This window comes from Enterococcus avium (assembly GCF_002891025.1).
In the GTDB taxonomy this organism is placed as follows: domain Bacteria; phylum Bacillota; class Bacilli; order Lactobacillales; family Enterococcaceae; genus Enterococcus_A; species Enterococcus_A avium.
In genome coordinates this window covers 663226-682588 of record NZ_NBSL01000003.1, presented here as the reverse complement: position 1 = coordinate 682588, position 19363 = coordinate 663226, and the positions used below count along the sequence as shown (strand labels likewise).

Below are 19363 nucleotides of genomic sequence, written 5' to 3'. Positions count from 1 at the left end.
TTAGATAAATCATTTTATTGTCGATCACTGATTCTAAATTCGTATCCAAGTACGTTCTTATAGTATTCTGGATACATCTCTCCACCACATTTTTCGCAATCAAATTGCGGAGCGTTCTCAGGATCAAATGCAACATCTCCTGCATCCAAAAATTGAACTACTTCCTTTGGAATTTTTTCCTTTATCCCACATTCAAGACAAATGTAATGAACCACTCCATTGGAATCGAAGTTTTTTAAAAGCTGCTTCTTTTTCTTTTTCATACTTACGTTTCGATGCTTCTTCCCCAATTTTTTTATTCTCCTCTCGCATGAATCGTTCCGATTCTTTATTCTTCGCATATTTCACTACAAGTCGTCCATTTTTAGACACACTAACTCCACTAAATTCATAATATTCGCCACATCTAGTACATTCCAATGGATTTACTCCGAATTCTTCGGCTATTCGTTCACACCATGATTTTGGTTTAAGTGCTTTCTTCACATTCACAAGCATTCGTTGAATCTCTTTCTGGTAATTACTTAATACTTTTTTCATGATTGTCTTGATCCGCCGACTATAAATGCCGTATCTACGAATTGTTTTGAACTGGTTCTCTGGAATATGACGAATCAGTGCACCAATAAATTCCTCTGCCGACATCGTCTTTATCTTATCCGTGTTAGTTCGTTTATCATGATACTGAAACATCACTATTTTCCCATCGTACAAAAGGATACGATTTAAAGCAATGGGACCACGTTTCATATAACGACTGATATATTCTAATATCTTTTTGAGAGAAGTTCGGCTCCTTTTGGGTGCATGCACGTAAAAACCCTCTGCATTTTTCGTGTACGCCGCTTGTAAAAGCGGCTGGACTCGTGCCTTATCCCATTGGGATAAGGTTCTTCGAATGAGCTTTAGGACCGCATTCTGCCAATATTTCCTCAACATTGCGAACGGAAAATAGTCATAGTCCTTCCATTTTCCATCCTTCGTCAGTCCACCCATGGTGACGACTAAATGAACATGCGGATTGTATTCTAGCTGAGAACCGAAGGTGTGGAGTGTTGCCACAACCCCAGCTTGTATATGGTGCTTTCTAAAAAATCTAATAGTATCCGTGCAGCTTCATCCATTAATCCTTTTAAAAGCTCCTTACGATACTTCTCCTTCAGAAAAATCTCACGTAAACCTTCATCGATCGTGAAGATGACGTGTCGATGCGTCACTGTAAACAGATCATTCGCCGCAACCTCTGCCCACCGTTGACTTTCCCCAGTTGCACAAGTTGGACAAAATTTCCCTTTACAACGAAAAGCCACTTTCTTTACATCATGGCATCCTTCACAGACAAATAGACGATAACCTTTTTTAAGGTCACCACAATCGCGAAACTTCTTCACTTCTCTTTTCACAACGGATCGAATCCTTCTTGTGTACCTTTGATTGAATTTCTCCCAGTTTTGATATTCATCAAAGAAAATGGCGTGTAAAATATTGGGTTTCATATCTCCAGTTTAATAGGAAAAAGACCAGATGAAAAGCGGTCAAAAGATTGATGTATCAATCCTTTGACCGCTTAAAATGTTATACTTCCTTTAATGTCAATAAAACCGCCTGCGGATTTTTCCGCGTAATAGTCGCAAAGTGCCTGAGTCACTTCTCCGTCTCCCTGCGCTTTTTCCGTTGCCATCGGCGGCATGACCAGCCGATTCGCTACATCTAAATAGCCAATTTTGATCGGTGTTCCCAATAAACTCATCTTTTACCCTCCTCTGATTCTTCGAAAATTCCGAGTGACTTATATCCTCAGTTTATCAGTTAGATTGAGGACATAATAGAGGTTGTAAAAATTTCGGTCTAAAAAAATCTCCTAACCATATCCCTAAAATTGGTTAAGAGAATTTTCTTTATTCCTTCGTCAAATCCCGCATAAAGAAGACCGTATCAACATCCATCAAATGATAATCCTTTGGCATCTCTGATTTATCAATCAACTGAAATTCATGCTTCTTGTAAAATTTCTGAGCTGCTTTCAGCACGTCAACGGTTCCCAAATACAAACGGGTATACCCTTGATGCTTACAGTAAGCGACCAGTGTATCCAACAATTTCTTTCCTACTTGCTTTTCGCCACGAAATTCCTTTGCCGCAAACATTTTTTTGATGGCTCCGCAGTGATTTTCCAGCTTTACTAGAGCAATCGTTCCAATAACGTGTTCATCAGAAAGTGCCACCCAGAAATTTCCGCCTGTATCGATATAGTCTTCTTTGATGCTCAAAAGATCCGGCTGATCTTCAATACTAATGTCAATATTGAATTCCTCTCGTTGAATTGGCAGAATCAAATCAACGACTTGCTGTGTATATTTTTCTTCAAATGGGACAATCTTTACTTCGTTCATTCCACACACTCCTTGATAAATGTTTCACTTTTTTTCTTGATACTTTTCAATCGTAAATAAATTATCGAAAAAACTTTACTTTCATAAAGAATAAACGTCTTTTACTTTACAAACTATTTTCCTGCTCGTTGGGTACGACCTGATACAAGATCTTCTCGATCGTTTGCATGGCGGTGACCAACTCTTGATAGTCCGCTGCGTCTAAGGGCTCTAACAGCTCTAGTACTTTTCGATCCGATTGTTCTTCTACATACTTGTTCAATTCCAAACCCTTTTCACTGAGAAAAAGCTGCATGCTTCGACTATCATTAGGATTTTTCTTTTTAGAAATATAGCCCTCTCGTTCCAACTTGCTCAATTTCCGACTTAAATAACTCTTTTTGATATTTAAACATTTTGTCAGTTGATTTGCGGTAATGTTGGGATGACGACCAATCTCTCCTAGAATACGCATCTCGATCATCGAATAATCCAAATCAAAGACTTTTTGATCAAAGACACCTAAAATTCTTGTATAGTATCGATTAAACTCTCTGACATCGCGGGTATCCAAGCGCTTACACTCCCTCCCTAAATTAGTTTACTTTGGCAACTAAATAAAGTATAAGCGTTTTAGTTTACTTTATCAACTATTTTAAGCGCACAAAGAATAAATCTCTTAAGTTAGCGAATAATTAGAAGAAAAGACTTGTAGAAACGCGAAGAATGATTTATTCTATCGGATGTACGTAACATGCAACATTAGGAGGAGATCATGATGACCCATTCATCTTGTATCGTACGCTCAAAGAACTATCCTACTTATTAAACGATTAGTTCTTTGACGGAAAAGCAATTTTCCTCAAAGAGAGAAATGAGGAAAATCAATTATGAATACAGAAAATAACGTTTTAGCCCCTTATGAATATTGGTATTGCAAGCAGCAGGTCAGCGAACTTGTCAGTGCCTACCATTCAGTGAACGACAAGCAAACAATCGTCACTTTACAGACATTGATCCAAGGAAGGACCGAAGAATTTTTTGGTCGCGATCCTTTACTAGCCGCATATTGGGAACAATTTCTTGATACCGGACTCACGCGGGATAAATTTGAAAAGCTATTTGAAGAAATGAAACGTTTCGTCACTCCGATGGACGTCCCTTCGACAAAGCAGATCGAGAAAAGCTTCCGCAAAGTCAAAAAAATGCAGTATCCCGAACTGGAAACAAAAGATTTTCGCGACCTAAGCTATTTGGGCTGGAACGACAGCGGTACCAATCGCAAATACTTGCTTCGTAAAATCGACGGACGTTTTGTCGGTGCCTATGGCAGCTTTAGTACCGATGTGCAAAAAGGCCATTGTGCAATTTGTAATCAAATCAGTACCGTCGCCTTCTTTTTGGCAACCACCAAATCTGCTGGAGATGGTACGTATACCAAAAAAGGCAACTATATTTGTACCGATAGCGATCAATGCAATCGCCAGCTGACACAATTAGCAACCTTAGAGCGCTTTTGGGACACAGTTACGAAGTAAAATCTGTAAAAACTTTACAAACAGAAAGCTTTTTTGAGAAATACTTTACAAAATGAAAGTCGAACGGCCATCTTTCTATCAGTTGATAGGAAGTGGCGTTCGACTTTTTTGTTCATAAACTAAACTTGATTTTAAATTAGCCAACAGGGTACCGATTTGACAATGTTATTAATGTCGCGATCAACACAGTAACCATACAAATTGAAACGACAATATTTACCCTGCTATTTTTTATGTTGAGGATTTTTTCTTTGCTGGAAAACAGTGGCACAATCAACAAGCTGGCCGGGATAAAGTAGCGTCCTTGCAATCCTTCAATCGACGCGGTACGCCCGACCTTGTTCCAAATTTGATACAGAGCAAAGAAGGTCAAGACCGTATACAGGAGCAGCATCACCGCGACAACGATTCTTTGATAAGGAATCAATGACTGATAGTCCTTTTCTTGAACAAAGCAAGCTCCAATGAAGGTCATAAAATACAAAACGAGCCAGTGTAATCCTAACGGTGCATCGAGCAAACCAAATTTTCCGGCAAAGGAATAGACGATATTGTCTCCTTTTGTGCCAAAGAGATAGTTATCTCGAAAATTTTCAAAAAAGATTCCTGGTTCCTTCAAGAACAATGCCACCTGCTTACTGGGATTGGCAAAATCACGATAAAGCAGCTGCTGATCAATCATCAGTTTATTCCATAGTACATAACATAGGATGCAGGATACAAAAATACCTACACCCCAAATCACTTTACGCTGGATGCTAAACGTTTTATTAGGTATCAAGAAAAACAACATGCCCAAGACAATCAGAGTCGGCTTCAGCAACACTAAGAAAACCATCAAGACAGCACTGAGAGCAAGCTTGCGATTACTGATCGACTCCTTACCAATCAAGCTGGTAATCCAAGCAATGAAGAAGAAGCTTATTGCAATGATCATTGCATCTCCCGAGACCGAGGTTGCTAAAAAGAGCGCCATCGGATTCAACGCGAGTATCGCGGCACCCATTTTAGAGTATGGAAATCGCTTGATAGCGAAAAAGAGGATCAATACATAAAAAATCAGATTCAAATACCTGGCGGCGTAATACTGCCAAATCACTGGTTTCCCCATCAACTTGCCAACCTTGATTCCGAATATCTGAGGAAGATAGTTCACAAAGAAGTAATTCGTGATACCACCAGTACCAATAAAGGCTTTTTCACCGGCCTTAATATGTTTCTCATCTACTTTGTATTGGTAAGGGTATTCCGTATTCTTTCCATTCTTATCAACAGCGTAAGAATTCATACTTTTCATTTCGTACGGAACCTCGAACCCATAGTTTCCCCATGTATTGTCTGTTTTCTTCAACTTTTTGTTATAGGTCATTGGTTTGACCTTGAATTCCGAAAACGCATAGGCTTTAATGAAATGCCCAATCTCATCCGGTGCCTGGATCGGCGGTACGGTATTGATCATTAATAAGCCAAAAACGATCGCTAAGACTAAAAACAAACGATTGGGAAATGTAATTTTCTTGATTGCGTGTAATAACCCAGCTCCGCCATCCTTTATTTTTTCGATCATCCTCACTCCCTCCAATAAGATCATTTATAATTATACTCTTACGTAAAATTCAAAAAAAGCTTTTTATTATCTAGCATCATTAGTCTACACAAAAACAGATAATTAACCTTTCTTTTTACATCAGATCGCTATTGTTCTTCATTATCTGAAACTCGCATTTCCATCATCAGTATCTTCACCTTAGGACAAATGTACCTTTTCTTCTGTTGCATGGTATCCGTTCAAATTGAAAATTAACAGAATTTGATAGCAAAAAGTTCTCTGAATTTGCGACTCACTAATTATAAAACCCGTAACGATAGTAGCTTCGTTACGGGTTTTATTATGAAAATAGATCGTATCCAACTATTATTTCTTGCTTCAATTTCTATAAAAAAACTTGATTTGATTTCCTTCACCAGCACTGTATTCCAGCATTATTTTTATTTACTTAAAAATAGAAGGTTGATTATGCAACTATAAAGAAAGAAAAAGCTAAACTGTGCTTTATTTCTCATCTTGATACGCCTCTACTTCTCTTGCGTATTCTTTACTGGCCTCATACACAGAAATTGCGCGTTTTCGTCGTTCCTTATGATCCACAATTGGTCTTGGATAGTCTTTATCCAAAATCACCCCATATTCTTCTTGCTCTGCCTGCGTCATTTTCTCTGGTTGATGAATCAGCTTTTCGGGAACATTTTTCAATTCCTTCACATATTTCTTGATAAATTTGCCTTCTTTATCGAATTTTTGTGATTGCGTCGCAGGGTTGAACACGCGGAAATACGGTACAGCATCGGTTCCAGTTGAAGCAGCCCACTGCCAGCCACCGATATTGCTGGCAGGATCATAATCGATCAATTGCTGCTGGAAATACTGCTCACCCCAGCGCCAATCAATCAGCAGATCCTTCGTCAAAAAAGAAGCGGTGATCATCCGCAGACAATTGTGCATCCACCCTGTTTCGTTCAGCTGACGCATTGCTGCATCAACGATCGGAAAGCCAGTTTTGCCTTCCTGCCACTTTTTGAACTTTTCTTTATCGTTTTCCCATTGAATGAAGCGAAATTGTGCTTGGATCGGTTCATTTTGTTGACGAGGATGTTTCGTAAAGATCATATTGTAGAAATCCCGCCAGCACAATTCTCTTTGAAAGGTATTACGTCCTTGAGAGACCTCTTCCTCCTGTAATGCCTGCCAAACCGTTCGAATCGAGAGTTCTCCTGTTCGCAAATACTGAGACAAATGACTGGTTTGATCTAAGCTCGGGATATCACGAGCCTTCTCATAATTTTCCACTGAATTTTTGACAAATTTCTTTAGTTGACGCTGCGCTGCCTCTTCGCCAAGATTTTTAAACTTCGGCAATTTAGCAACTAACTCCTCAAACTTTTCCTTGTCAGCAGGAAATAGCGCCTTTGAATAAACCGCTTCGGCCTGAAAATTAACCTTAAGCGGTGTTTCCTTCACGCGTTCCTTCCATTGATTGTAGTAAGGAGTAAATACTTTGTAGGCTTTCCCCTGTTGATTTTTGATCTCATTTGCTCCATGAAGGTAGTGATCTTGAAAACGAAAATAATCAATCGCGTTTTGTCGGAAAAATTTCTTTGCTTCATCATCTCGCTTAGCACCAAATCCAGTGGTATCCTCATTGAAATAGATTTTATTCCAATCCGGCAAAGCTTTTTTTAGTTGTTTAAACAATTCAATCGGTTCTCCGTATTGAACTTGTAGCTGCGCCTTCTCATCGATTTTTTCTTTAAAATAAGCCAGACTTGCAAAGAAAGCGTGATGATTGTGACTGTCTTCTAGAAATTGCGCTGGATTAACTTGAAATAATAAAATCAACTCATCTTCATCAGTTAAATCTTGAAACGCATGATAAAGCGCTTTGTTGTCCTGTATTCTCAAATCCCGACGAAACCACATAACCGTTTGCATCGAATCAACCTCCTTAATAAAATGACGATCCTTTATTCGAAATTAACATAGATTCCGCTAAAACGCATGTTATTGGTTTATCCTATACTTTTAATTCATCGTTTAGTAGTCGGATTATTCATCAAAAAAACGTGTAAGGACTCACTGCGAGAGCGTATCCTTACACGATTTTTTATAGCTTCATCTCATCTATTCCGAACTTCCATTCTTTTCTAATTCCGTTGTGCATCACGAGGAAATCAACATTTAGGAGATGTCTGTCAATATTACTAAAACGAAGTCACCCGCTCATCAGTTACAGATTTTTTCAAGATACTTTGACCATTACTTTCAATCACGTGTTTATACCAATAATAAGATGCTTTCGGGTAACGTTTGAAGCTGCCTTCTCCCTGATTGTTTGCGTCGACATAGATAAAGCCGTATCTTTTTTCAATACTTCCTGTCGATAAAGCGACCAGATCGATCGCGCTCCAAGGCATGTAGCCAATAACGTTCACTCCATCCTTGATTGCCTCCATCAGCGCTTCAACATGCGCCTGCAAATAATCAATGCGGTACTGATCATCGATTTTTCCGTTGATCAGCTCGTCCTTCGCTCCCAGACCGTTTTCAACGATCATGATCGGAATTTGATAGCGATCATAAACGGTATTCAGTAGATATCTCAAACCCGTGGCATCGATTTGCCAACCCCATTCGCTTTCCTGTAAATAAGGATTTTTCACACCAAAGCCTGAGATTAGATTTCCCGCGGCTTTATCCTTGCCTAATGCTTCCCCTTCTTCCTGACCACTTACGCAAAGGGATTGATAATAGCTGCAGGAATAAAAATCAACACATCCTTCGGCTAATATTTGTTGATCACCAGGCTCTGTGTGAAACGAAATGTGATGCTCGTCAAAATAACGCTTGGAATAACTTGGATAGTACCCTCGGATCATCACATCGCTGCAAAACATGTTTTTCATTTGTTCATATTGCAATGTACTAAAGACATCCTGAGGATCACTGGTTAAAGGATAGCCCACCATACTAGCGATCATACAGCCGACTTTTAAGGTTGGATCAATGTCATGAGCCATTTTTACGGCTTGCGCACTAGCCAAGAATTGATGATGGAGCGCTTGATATCTCGTATTGTCGTTGTTGATCTCAGAAGGAATCGAGGCATTCAGTCCCACTGCTGTCCGAATCCCAAAATTGACTAACGTACAATTGATTTCATTAAAGGTGATCCAATAGCTGACCTGTTCATGATAGCGTTCGAATAACGTCTGACAATATTTCAAATAATGATCGATCATTTCACGATTGGTCCAGCCGCCTCTTTCCGCCAGATACCAAGGAGATTCATAATGAGAAATCGTCACGATCGGTTCGATATCATATTTTGATAATTCCTCAAAGATACGATCGTAAAATTGTAATCCAGCTTCATTTGGCTCTTCTTCAATCCCGTTTGGATAAATTCTCGTCCAAGCGATCGACATGCGATACGCCTTTAAGCCCATTTCGCCCATTAATTTGATATCCTCTTGATAATGATGATAGAAATCCACTGCTTTATGAGAAGAATAGTATTCGTCTTCAAAAGCGGATGCAACTTCTACACGAACCCCTTCATCCATATCTGTAGCAATCGTATCGATGACACTGACGCCTTTTCCATCCTCATTCCACGCACCTTCAATCTGATTTGCGGCAGTCGAAGCTCCCCATAAAAAATCAGTTGGCATTTTATTATCTAACATACAATACTTCAGCTCCGTCCATGTCTCTCAAGTGAATTTCTTCAAACTCCTTCGAATTTGTCACAACAACCATCGTCGTCGTATCAAAGCCTAATTCTTTGATTTTTTTAGCGTCAAACGTCAGCAATGGTTGATCCTTTTTCACAAAATCCCCTTGCTTCACGAGCGTTTCAAAATACTCGCCCTTAAGTTCAACAGTATCAATTCCTACATGAATCAATAATTCCAAACCATCTAAACGCTTCAAGCCAATCGCGTGCTTCGTTGGGAAAACAGAAACAACTTCGCCATCAAAAGGACTGGTTACTCGCCCTTCATTCGGAATAACGGCAAAGCCTTCTCCCATCATTTTTGATGAAAACGCCTGATCATTGACTTCCTCTAATTTAACAATTTTTCCTTTTACTGGAGATTCCACGGTATTTGTTTGACTCTTATCGGCAATATCCTCAAAACCAATCACATACGTAATGATGAAGGTGATCAAGAAGGTCACCGGAATACTGGTTAAGCCTAAAATAAAGTTAGAAATCGATCCGGCATAGATCGGAATCGTTAATAGACTTGGAGTAACAAAGGTCGGTGCCGTTATCCCTAAAAATCCGATATAGCAGCCGCCTAATAATGAGCCTAATAAAACGGCGATAAATGGGCGTTTCAAGCGAAGATTGACCCCATAAAGTGCCGGCTCCGTGATGCCCAATAAAGCGGAAATCGTCGCGGAAATGGCGGTTCCCTTTAAGGCTTTATTTTTCGTTTTGACAGCAACCGCACCAGCAGCACCAGCTTCAGCAATATTCGCAGCTAATCCTGATGGCAAGAAAATTGCGTCAAACCCTTGAGTCGCAAACATTTGCACTAATAACGGAATCGTAACATTGTGAGTCCCTGTCAATACCATGATCGGGAATAATGCCGCATTCAAACCAACTGCAACCCATCCCCATTGATTCATAATATTGACTAACTTGAAGAAGCCATCTCCAATCACCGTCGTTGCAGGTCCAATAATGATTAGCATGATCGGTGCGACGATCAGTAATGAGATCATTGGTCGCAGAAAAACTTTAACAATCGAAGGACTAATCTTATCCGCGAATTTGTCCACGTATTTCAATAGCCAAACACCGAAAATTGCTGGCAAGGCTTGTGAACTGTAATTGATGATTTGCACACCGATTCCGAAAAATGTGGTACTCGTTCCTTCATCTCCTAAGGTTAATAACGTCGGATGTAAAATAATAAGGGCAATTGCCAGAGCCAGAAAGACATCCACATTCATTTTTTTAGCAGCATTGTAACTAACAATTACTGGTAAGAAATAGAAAACAGCATCTCCAATCATATTCAAGACAATATAACTTGAAGAATCAATCGCAATCAGTCCAGTAAAATTAAGTAACACAGCCAATACCTTGATCATCCCAGAACCTGCGATCACAGGAATAGCCGGAATAAAGCAGCTGATCATAGTGTCTAGTCCCTGCTTCGCGAGATTCACCAGCTTGTTTCCTTCTTGCTTACTTGTAATTGGAGACTCAAACTTAACCGAATCGCCTAAAATTTTCTGTACCTCTTTGTACACCTGATCCACTTCTGGTCCGATAATTATCTGAAATTGACCACTGGAACGCGTAAGACCGATAATCCCACTCTCATTTTCCAACGCTGCTTCGTCTACTAAAGACTCATCCCTCAGTACAAAGCGCAGTCGCGTGACACAATGAGAGACGGAGGTAATGTTCTCTTTTCCTCCAACACAACGAATAATGACTTCTGCAAGATTTTTGTGCTTCATTATAATTGCTCCCTTCGATGATATACCTTATTATCGCTAATTTTCCTGTAACCATCTTTCGTGTTCTTAACCAGAAAAAAAATAATCCTAGTCGATTTTTAACCTGTTCAGTTGATCTGCTGAAAAAAGCTAAAATTCACTATAGGATTATTAACATGTGTCAAAAGGAGCCTAGAAATGAGTTTGATCAATGAACGTAGATCAGGTGCAAATGTCTGATTTCATTTGGCTGTAGCACGATCTCTATTTCCAAACTATTGGTAGTTGTATGCATTCTTTTCCCTTTAATCATCGGTTTAGAGGCAGACAAAAGATAATCCAGCTCATCTCTGCCGAAAAAAGAGCTATTTTCAAACCCCATCTCATTAAAAATATGCAAACAACCACCCTGCTCCTCACTCAGTTCTCTTGATTTCAAAAAATACTGACCATTTTTCAGTCCAGAAATTGTCAATTTGATCGTCTTTGGCTGATTGTCTTCAAAAAGCTCCTCAAAATCACTAATGATCGTCCCTTCATTTTCCTGATTATAGAACCGATAGTTTGGGCTTTTACAATTATGGCAGACCAACTGAATATATTGTCGGTTACTATAAGAAATCAGCATACTGTCATCCTTGTACAAAAAGTATTTATCCAACTGATTCAGAAATTTCAAGCTATAATACGCCGGTTTTTTGATGCCATCCTTCGTGAGAATTCCTGGCAAACCAGATAACGGCTTATTGGATGTGATAGGAACCATCAAATCAAAGGGCTGCTCGAGTGGTAAGCTCTCTACTCTCCCGTAGGCGTCAATAATATTTTTCAAAATGCTAGCTCCGCGATAAGAAGAATCATTGATGACTGAAAACTCATTCAGAGCATCCTTCCAGCTAGTAATGACAACCTCCGTAATGTCATGTTTCAAACAGATCTCTTTCGCCAGCTCGTATTGCTGCACAATATAATTAGTATCTGGTTTGCGATTAATATAATACTTCGTCCCTAATTTCTCGATGGAATAAGGAGCAATGTTGATGGTTAGCTTGGGAAGGTGTTGATTCTTTTCTAAAAAACGCGCGAGATTTCCACCCGAAGTATCCATCAATAAGCCTGGGCCTACAAGATTTTTCGATAAACCCAACTTATTTAACACCCGAGATAATTTCTCGTAAAGCTTCGCATAGTTACTGGCCTTGCTTTCAGAAAAATACGTATTATATAACAATTCAAAGGTCATACTTTTTAAAATTTTGATGCCATAGCGATTGGCAAAATGATTTAAGAACTGTTCAAAATACGCTTGAAAACTTGGCTGATTCGATATATCCCGATAATCGAGAACCAGCATGATTTTGAAATCTAAACTGACCAAAAAATCTAACGTCTTCTCCTCAATGAAAAAGGTCGTATTTTGGGTCAGATGATTGTCCAGAATTACTCTGGCAGTTTTAAAGGGCATGCTGCTTTTCAATTCAAGCAACTGATCGTTCAGGCCGTTCTCGAAAACTCGCGAGATCGATCCGATATTCACAATATCGAACCAAAAAGGCTTGAGTGTTTCCGGCTCGTCCCCGATTTCGACATAAATTTGATGAAGCTTTTCTTTCGTCTGCTCTGGTTTACTCAGCAGTAATCTCTGAACCTCAGCATCGTTGACTTCTTCTAGAGTCTCTTTCTTCTCAAAATGGCTTTTGCGATAATCAGTCGGCGTCACACCAAAATGAGCCTTAAAGGACTTTGTAAAAGAAATTTGATTGGGAAATCCATGTGACAACGCTATTTTCAATAGGGTATCCGGCGAATTGACTACATCCTCCAACGCCTGCTCTAAACGAATGTCCGTTAAAAATTTTAGAAAGGTCACTTGAAAGGTTTCCTTGAAATATCTCGAAAAATATTGCGGCGTCACATTGAATTTTTCAGCGATTACTTGAAGGGAAAGGTCCTCTGCGTAATTCGCATGAATATACGCCAGAATACTATTTTTCCGTGCTTCATCTTCATTTTCAATAAAAAGGTTATTGGCAAAATTGGTCACTAAAAATGAGAGGAAATCGAACATTTCTTTTTGATAATGCAAATAATGCTCATCCATTTCGATATCCAGCTCGATCAGCTTATTCAAACGCAGACGCAGCTTGTCGAATAACTGCCCGTCCCCTTTGCGACTATCACAAACAAAAACGATTTTCTTGTAATCCATCATTCGCAGCAGCTCGTTGCTGGAAATAGTGAGCCGCGCAAAAGCTCCGTCATGACAATCTACCGCTACATCTTCATTTGGATTTAACAGTAGGAGATCCTTTTCATTTAGCTCAGAAATTCCATGAGCCAAATGGAGAAAAATCTGTCCCTTTAAAACATAATACAAGTAAAAATTTTTATCGCGGCTCTTATCCAATGACTGATTATAGATACTTATATCGATCGTCTTATTCATTCAGCTTCCTCTTTCCTGCATTCACTTACTTCTATCGGATAGGAAGAATCCCCATTTGTATCCGTTTTTATCAAAATAAACCTGACAAAAAGAAAACATCTTTACTCACTTTGGAAGAAAACAAGGTCCGCCAAAAGCTTTCAAGATGTCAAAAATTGATTGAGTCCTATTTTTCGTTTCAAAACCACTAATTCCAAGTACTCTCATAAGCAGTCATTGTTCGTTAAATACGCATAAACCGCCCCATAGATGCCGGCTTCATTCCCAAGCTGCGCTTTCTTTACTGAGAAATGCGCTTTAATCTGCGGAAACACATACTGCTCTAGCTTTTTCTTCAATGGCAGCAATAATTGGTCGCCAGCTTCGGATAGTCCGCCACCAATCACTATTTCTTCTACATCAATTGTGTTCATGATTCCAGCTAAGGCTTGTCCTAAGATATCAGTAAATTCCGCCAATACTGCCTGTGCGTGGACATTCTTTTGGGCCGCTTTCTCGAAAACGATTGGCGGCGTGATTTCCGGCCAATTTTCATTGACTTCTTTCAGCTTCTTTCGCATGCTTAGCGCCAATCCATTGGCAGAAGCAAAGGTTTCGAGGCAATTTCTACCACCGCAACCGCACAAGCGCTGTTCGTCAGAGCGAATCGGAATATGACCGATCTCTCCACCAGAGGAATGACAGCCATTCAAGACTTCACCATTTAAGACGATGCCGCCGCCAACGCCTGTCCCTAAGGTGACGAACAGCAGATTAGCCTTGCCCTGAGCTGCGCCCTTCCACATTTCGCCTAGTGCGGCTGCATTTGCGTCATTTAATAAGCACACGCCAATTCCTAAATCGGTTTCGATTATTTCTTTTAACGGGAGATCCTTCCAATCTAAATTGACTGCTTGAACGACCATTTTCCCATCTGGCGAGATCGGCCCCGGAACACCGATCCCGATTCCTTTTACAGTTGCTAGTCTAGCATCTTCAAGTGTCGTTCGAATGGAGTCACAAATCTCCTTGGGAATGTCTTTCCCTTTTTCTGCAATATTTGTTGGGATCGACCACTTCTTCTCGATTGTTCCTGCATCGTCCATCAAGGCAAACTTGATAGAGGTGCCACCAATGTCGATCCCGATTAGTCTATTCTTTTGTGTTTTCATCCCATCACCTAGACAAAGTTCCGTAAGTAGTGGGCACTTTGCTTGATCGAACGTTTGACATCTTCGTAATCAGACTCAAACGCCCGATCCTCTACTTCAATACAGGTATAGCCGCTATAGCCAATATCGGTTAATGCCGAAACATATTTTCCCCAATCAACATCGCCTAAGCCTGGTATTTTTGGTGACATATATTCTAACGGTGTCGCCATTACGCCGACCTCTTGAAGCTTGCTCCAATAAACCTTGATGTCCTTATAATGAACATGGAACAGCTTGTCTTTGAATTCATAGATCGGGGCTAAATAATCCATTTGCTGCCAAACAAAATGCGATGGATCAAAGTTTAAACCAAGATATTCACTATCTAAAAGGTCAAAGATTTTTCTGAATAAAGCAGGAGTCGTCATCAAATTTTGACCGCCTGGCCATTCATCTTCGGTAAAGAGCATCGGACAATTCTCAATCGCGATCTTGACTTTTTGCTTCTCCGCATATGCTAAGATCGGCTTCCAAACCTCTTCAACCTCCTTTAAATTTTCAGAGATCGTTTTTGAAGGCATCCGTCCAATAAAGGTCGTCACCAAATTAATCTCCATTAATTTCGCTGCATCAATGACTGAATAAATATGATCAATCACTAGCTGACGTTTTTCCAAATCCTCATCTAGCGGATTCGGATAGTAGGCCAAGGCCGAGATCGCAACCTTTTTCTCAGCAGCGTAGGCTTGATATTTCTCTGCTTGTTCCTTTGTCAGATTTTCTGTGTCAATGTGTGAAACGCCGGCATAACGACGCTCTGCTTTTCCAGCAGGCCAGCATGCAACCTCCACACAATCCAATCCATTTTCAGCAACGATATCGATCATTTCATAAAAATCACTTTGATCTAAAATCGCTGAAACCAATCCTAATTGCATGTTCCTTCCCTCTTTCTATTCAAAATCGACCGAACGGTGTTCCTTCGCTGAGACGCGAATCGCATCCAATAGCTTCATTAAGCGTAATATTTCTGTTGGTTTAACCACTAATTCGCCCTCGCCGTCAACGTAGTTTCTGTACTGATCAAAGAACATTTCATGATTGACTGAAACCTCAGGAAGCTCTTCGGTCACTAACCGTCCTTCTGGTGGCGGCCCGAATGAACGGGTCGGACCAGCTGCTGTCATAGTAATTTTGCCTGGAACATTCGTTAACAATTCACTTGTTCGCACGATTTTCCCTTGCGGATTAAATCCGTCCACGTAGGCACTGCCCTTATTTCCCCCGACAAACCAATGGCGTTCAAACCATGAAGCTTCGTCTTTTAGGAAATATGTCCCTAATTCTACTTGACCAGTGATTCCACTATCAAAATAAAGCTGGATATTGAAGTAATCGTCGACGTTTTTATTAATGACATTTCGCACATCCGCATAAACCGTCTTCAATTTCCCTGGAATCATCCACAGCATTTGATCTAACAAATGCACGCCCCAATCATAAAGCATCCCACCGCCAAACTCCGGATATACGTGCCAATCGTGCATGTTTCCATTAAAGCCGTAGAGACAATTTTTAATCGTATAAATATCGCCAAGCGTCTGACTGTCGACGACTTCCTTCATCAAACGATAATCCTTGTCCCAACGACGTTGATGATGAATCGTAAAGCGCACACCCGCTTTTTCAGTGATTTCCATCATTTCTTGAAATTCTGTGCCATTCATCGCCGCTGGTTTTTCCAAAATAATATCCTTTTTGGCTGCAGACGCTTTTTTCACCATCTCTAAATGCAAATGATTCGGCACCGCAATGATGACTGTGTCAATGTCCTTTTCTGCTAGTAATTGATCCGCCTTCAAAAAGGTTTTTACGCCTTCGTTTACTTCCTTTAGCTGGTCCTTATTGATATCACACACGGCGATCAAGGTTGCATAATCTAATTTTTTGATGGTTTGCGTATGAGTTTGACCCATGAAACCATGTCCAATGATTCCAAAATTTAACATCGCTTTTGCTCCTTATTTCTATTAATGACTTAATTTTCATGCCGTATATCCTTCCACTAGGTGCTTGTGTTTATCTTCATTACTTCACTAACCCTTTTTTCCTGAAATAAACTGCGCAAAATCGAACTGACATCTTCGCTTAAATCGTCACCGTTCGTTCTTTCACACCGACTAACGGCACTGGAATATACGCTGTTCTAGTGGCCACGGTCAATTTTACTTGATGATCGCCTGTTGATAGTCCGCCTGGTTTTAAGACGCGAATATATAAGGGTTCACCATATTCCCATTTATAACTGGTAACAGTTGTTGCTTCTTTTAAATAGAACCAATCTTGCTGATCGATTGAAATTTGGATGTCTTCTGTTGAGACTTCCGTATCATCCACCGCTACTTTGATAAATTCCACCATGGAAAGAGGGATACCACGATAATACGTAATCAGCGTTTGTAATTCGAATCCGATCACTTCGCCCTTTTCTTCAATATTTTTGCAAGTTGCATCCTTAAACACATTATTGTCAAACATTCTTACATCCTCCTATCCTTGGATCTCTTTTAAGCACGCCTGCAAGTATTTTTGGTTTGCGGCCACTTGTTCTTTTTCCTGCATTGGTTTGCCTGGCAGTGTGAAGCGATTGCCTTCATATTCTGTTGCCACGTAACCGTCGTAGTTTTTTTCATGCAGGTATTCTAAAAGTCCTTTGTAATCCATTGAGTATTCGGGGCCTTCCGGGGTCATTTCAAACATTTTGATATGGAAATGCTTGATGTACGGCATATACTCATCCATCACGGTAAACGGATAATTTTCATAGCCATCGCAAAGCGGCGCAAACATTTGATCTTCTTTGGTTTTGATAACTTTTTTAAAGTCTTCTGGATATGCGCCATTGTTTTCTTTTACGACACGGTGAAGGTCTGTTCCCTGTGCAAAAATCTCATCTAAGTAAGCAAACATTTCTGGGCTTGCGCCATTATTGACTTCATAGTTCACTACTACTCGCGGGAATTTTTTACAGAAAATTCCTGTGTCGATCACTAATCCGATATATGGTGAATCTAAGCGTTTCATTTCTTCGATAAAGTGAAGCGTCTCAGGTTCATCAAAGGCCATGCCAGCATGGATCTCCAAAGCAATCGTCACATCGTATTCTTCACAATAAGGCAGCAAGGGTTCGCATACCCAATAAGGCACCATCGATACCAAACGAATCAATTTGATTCCCAAACGATTAGCTTGTTTGATTTCTTCGATCAATAAATCAATACACTCGCGTTTTGTTAGACTGCGATTGTTATAAAGATTGGTGTTTAAAAAAACATCCGCGATAACTGGCTTAATTCCTGTTTCTTCTAAAAGCTGATGCCAATGGGCAACGTCCTCTTCTGTCGGATGCGGGGCTTTTTTGATCATTTGATCCGGTAAAATCTCGACTCCTTCAACCTTGTGTTCCTGCAAAAAGTGCATCAAATCATCTAGGTTCATGCGATGATTTAAGTATTCATCCTGTAAACTATATAAACTTACAGCCGTTTTGATTTTCGACATTTGTATTCCTCCTACGAATAATTAATAAAGATGATAGGACGAGCGAATGCTGTCGATTGTGCTCGTCCGCCTCATTAAATTACAGTTCCACAACTTTTCCAGTTTCTGCAGATTTGTAAATGGCTTCTAAAATTTGTGTCACCACAATTGCTTGTTCTGGTTTTACCAACGGCTCTGTATCATTCAAAATCGCTTCGACCCATTGCTTCGCTTCTGCGTCTTTTTGTTCCAAGCTGCTGCCTTCAAAGCCAAAGACGCCGCCAGCATCAGAAGGTTGTGTTTGCTCCAATTGGTTGTGGGCTGCTTTGTTAAAGACCACGTATCCTTGATCCAAGAAGGCTTTCCCAAACATTTCCGCGCCGCCTTCTGTCCCGCAAAGTGTGACCTGTGCTTCCTTCGGATTGATCATATTCAAGGCCCAAGCCGCTTCCAAGAAGATCGTTGCGCCATTTTCCATTTTGATTAAACCGAATGCGGAATCTTCTGTTTCAAAGGATTCCGGCTCCCACGGTCCAAACATATTCGCCATTGGATTATCCTTCAATTTTTGGTAGGTCGAGCCCAAAACCATTTTTGGTTTGTAATTATTCATGTACCAAAGGGTTAAATCTAACGCATGGGTACCGATATCAATCAACGGACCGCCGCCTTGTTTTTCTTTATCTGGGAATACACCCCAGGTCGGAACACCTTTTCTACGAACCGCATGGGCTTTGGCAAAGTAGATTTCGCCTAATTCGCCCTTGCTGCAGGCATCATAGGTTGCTAATGAATCCGCACGGAAACGGTTTTGATACCCGATCGTTAATTTTTTTCCTGTGCGTTCTGCGGCCTCCAGCATTTTTTTCGCTTCGGCATAATTGATCGCCATTGGCTTTTCACACATCACGTGCTTACCGCTTTCTAAGGCATCAACCGTAATAAATGAGTGAGAAATATTTGGTGTCAATACATGTATTACGTCAATATCAGCTTGCTTCACCACTTCTTTGTAGTCTTCTGTAACTAATGCATCGGCAACACCATATTCTGCCGCCGCAGCTTCTGCCCGTACAATGATCGTGTCACAAAATGCTACCAACTCTACCTGATCCGCTAATTTTGCCAAAGCGGGTAAATGTTTTTGGTTGGCGATCCCGCCGCACCCGATAATACCGAATTTTAATTTTTTCACGTTGTTTTCCTCCTTGTTCGTTTTTACGCAGACATCCATACACTATTAGCCAGCCGCAATCATTTTATTGACTGGCTAAATGGATATCGCTTACAAAATCTAGTTTACTGAATGATGC

At 40.3% G+C, this 19363-nt stretch carries 16 protein-coding genes and 1 pseudogene; 1 reads left to right on the top strand and 16 read right to left on the bottom strand.

Features of this window, described 5'->3' with window-relative positions; all coding sequences use genetic code 11:
* Positions 1-14: 14 nt before the first annotated feature.
* The 5 genes and pseudogenes from AUF14_RS18915 to AUF14_RS18895 form a co-directional block, all read right to left on the bottom strand.
* Complete coding sequence (locus AUF14_RS18915; protein ID WP_040005624.1) at positions 15-215, bottom strand: hypothetical protein; 201 nt, start codon at positions 213-215, stop codon at positions 15-17.
* Positions 193-1496 (bottom strand): annotated as a pseudogene (locus AUF14_RS18910) (IS91 family transposase). Before AUF14_RS18910 ends, AUF14_RS18915 begins: the two are co-directional and overlap by 23 nt.
* A gap of 71 nt (positions 1497-1567) precedes the next feature.
* Positions 1568-1750 (bottom strand): oxidoreductase, encoded by a 183-nt coding sequence (locus AUF14_RS18905; RefSeq protein ID WP_227656395.1) that lies wholly within the window; start codon positions 1748-1750, stop codon positions 1568-1570.
* A 148-nt stretch (positions 1751-1898) separates the two neighbouring features.
* Positions 1899-2393 carry a GNAT family N-acetyltransferase gene (locus AUF14_RS18900; protein ID WP_016178614.1) on the bottom strand — a complete coding sequence of 165 codons (495 nt, stop codon included), beginning with the start codon at positions 2391-2393 and terminating at the stop codon, positions 1899-1901.
* Between the two features lie 106 nt (positions 2394-2499).
* A complete protein-coding gene (locus tag AUF14_RS18895) occupies positions 2500-2946 on the bottom strand; it encodes a MarR family winged helix-turn-helix transcriptional regulator (protein ID WP_016178615.1) in 447 nt (148 codons plus the stop codon).
* A 316-nt stretch (positions 2947-3262) separates the two neighbouring features.
* On the opposite strand from AUF14_RS18895, the gene AUF14_RS18890 reads away from it, so the two are divergent.
* A complete protein-coding gene (locus AUF14_RS18890) occupies positions 3263-3910 on the top strand; it encodes a FusB/FusC family EF-G-binding protein (protein ID WP_016178616.1) in 648 nt (215 codons plus the stop codon).
* 136 nt (positions 3911-4046) lie between these two features.
* On the opposite strand, the gene AUF14_RS18885 is transcribed toward AUF14_RS18890, so the two are convergent.
* From AUF14_RS18885 to AUF14_RS18835, 11 genes are all read right to left on the bottom strand, one after another.
* On the bottom strand, positions 4047-5477 hold the full coding sequence (locus AUF14_RS18885) for a DUF2142 domain-containing protein (RefSeq protein WP_016178617.1): 1431 nt from the start codon (positions 5475-5477) through the stop codon (positions 4047-4049).
* 486 nt (positions 5478-5963) lie between these two features.
* Positions 5964-7400 carry a cryptochrome/photolyase family protein gene (locus AUF14_RS18880; RefSeq protein ID WP_102866494.1) on the bottom strand — a complete coding sequence of 479 codons (1437 nt, stop codon included), beginning with the start codon at positions 7398-7400 and terminating at the stop codon, positions 5964-5966.
* Between the two features lie 269 nt (positions 7401-7669).
* The gene (locus AUF14_RS18875; RefSeq protein ID WP_070557917.1) at positions 7670-9154 is read right to left on the bottom strand and encodes a glycoside hydrolase family 1 protein; all 1485 of its coding nucleotides are present in this window, start codon (positions 9152-9154) and stop codon (positions 7670-7672) included.
* The gene (locus AUF14_RS18870) at positions 9144-10952 is read right to left on the bottom strand and encodes a beta-glucoside-specific PTS transporter subunit IIABC (protein WP_102866493.1); all 1809 of its coding nucleotides are present in this window, start codon (positions 10950-10952) and stop codon (positions 9144-9146) included. The genes AUF14_RS18875 and AUF14_RS18870 overlap by 11 nt, the downstream gene beginning before the upstream one ends.
* A 187-nt stretch (positions 10953-11139) precedes the next feature.
* A complete protein-coding gene (locus tag AUF14_RS18865; RefSeq protein ID WP_070503839.1) occupies positions 11140-13377 on the bottom strand; it encodes a helix-turn-helix domain-containing protein in 2238 nt (745 codons plus the stop codon).
* A gap of 203 nt (positions 13378-13580) precedes the next feature.
* Positions 13581-14528: an ROK family protein gene (locus AUF14_RS18860; RefSeq protein WP_102866492.1), complete on the bottom strand. Its 948-nt coding sequence runs from the start codon at positions 14526-14528 to the stop codon at positions 13581-13583.
* Between the two features lie 8 nt (positions 14529-14536).
* Entirely contained in the window at positions 14537-15448 is a 912-nt protein-coding gene (locus tag AUF14_RS18855) for a sugar phosphate isomerase/epimerase family protein (RefSeq protein WP_016178623.1), read from the bottom strand.
* A gap of 15 nt (positions 15449-15463) precedes the next feature.
* Positions 15464-16519 carry a Gfo/Idh/MocA family protein gene (locus AUF14_RS18850; RefSeq protein WP_102866491.1) on the bottom strand — a complete coding sequence of 352 codons (1056 nt, stop codon included), beginning with the start codon at positions 16517-16519 and terminating at the stop codon, positions 15464-15466.
* A gap of 139 nt (positions 16520-16658) precedes the next feature.
* Entirely contained in the window at positions 16659-17048 is a 390-nt protein-coding gene (locus AUF14_RS18845; protein WP_102866490.1) for a C-glycoside deglycosidase beta subunit domain-containing protein, read from the bottom strand.
* 12 nt (positions 17049-17060) lie between these two features.
* Positions 17061-18071: a sugar phosphate isomerase/epimerase family protein gene (locus AUF14_RS18840; RefSeq protein WP_102866489.1), complete on the bottom strand. Its 1011-nt coding sequence runs from the start codon at positions 18069-18071 to the stop codon at positions 17061-17063.
* 79 nt (positions 18072-18150) lie between these two features.
* Positions 18151-19245: a Gfo/Idh/MocA family protein gene (locus AUF14_RS18835; protein ID WP_102866488.1), complete on the bottom strand. Its 1095-nt coding sequence runs from the start codon at positions 19243-19245 to the stop codon at positions 18151-18153.
* Positions 19246-19363 lie beyond the last annotated feature (118 nt).

What these genes read in the sequence shown, in the direction of transcription:
- AUF14_RS18905 (WP_227656395.1), bottom strand. Translation starts at nt 1,750, where the DNA reads ATGAGTTTATTGGGAACACCGATCAAAATTGGCTATTTAGATGTAGCG.
- AUF14_RS18850 (WP_102866491.1), bottom strand. Translation starts at nt 16,519, where the DNA reads ATGTTAAATTTTGGAATCATTGGACATGGTTTCATGGGTCAAACTCAT.
- AUF14_RS18840 (WP_102866489.1), bottom strand. Translation starts at nt 18,071, where the DNA reads ATGTCGAAAATCAAAACGGCTGTAAGTTTATATAGTTTACAGGATGAA.
- AUF14_RS18860 (WP_102866492.1), bottom strand. Translation starts at nt 14,528, where the DNA reads ATGAAAACACAAAAGAATAGACTAATCGGGATCGACATTGGTGGCACC.
- AUF14_RS18865 (WP_070503839.1), bottom strand. Translation starts at nt 13,377, where the DNA reads ATGAATAAGACGATCGATATAAGTATCTATAATCAGTCATTGGATAAG.
- AUF14_RS18890 (WP_016178616.1), top strand. Translation starts at nt 3,263, where the DNA reads ATGAATACAGAAAATAACGTTTTAGCCCCTTATGAATATTGGTATTGC.
- AUF14_RS18900 (WP_016178614.1), bottom strand. Translation starts at nt 2,393, where the DNA reads ATGAACGAAGTAAAGATTGTCCCATTTGAAGAAAAATATACACAGCAA.
- AUF14_RS18870 (WP_102866493.1), bottom strand. Translation starts at nt 10,952, where the DNA reads ATGAAGCACAAAAATCTTGCAGAAGTCATTATTCGTTGTGTTGGAGGA.
- AUF14_RS18885 (WP_016178617.1), bottom strand. Translation starts at nt 5,477, where the DNA reads ATGATCGAAAAAATAAAGGATGGCGGAGCTGGGTTATTACACGCAATC.
- AUF14_RS18855 (WP_016178623.1), bottom strand. Translation starts at nt 15,448, where the DNA reads ATGCAATTAGGATTGGTTTCAGCGATTTTAGATCAAAGTGATTTTTAT.
- AUF14_RS18845 (WP_102866490.1), bottom strand. Translation starts at nt 17,048, where the DNA reads ATGTTTGACAATAATGTGTTTAAGGATGCAACTTGCAAAAATATTGAA.
- AUF14_RS18880 (WP_102866494.1), bottom strand. Translation starts at nt 7,400, where the DNA reads ATGCAAACGGTTATGTGGTTTCGTCGGGATTTGAGAATACAGGACAAC.
- AUF14_RS18875 (WP_070557917.1), bottom strand. Translation starts at nt 9,154, where the DNA reads ATGTTAGATAATAAAATGCCAACTGATTTTTTATGGGGAGCTTCGACT.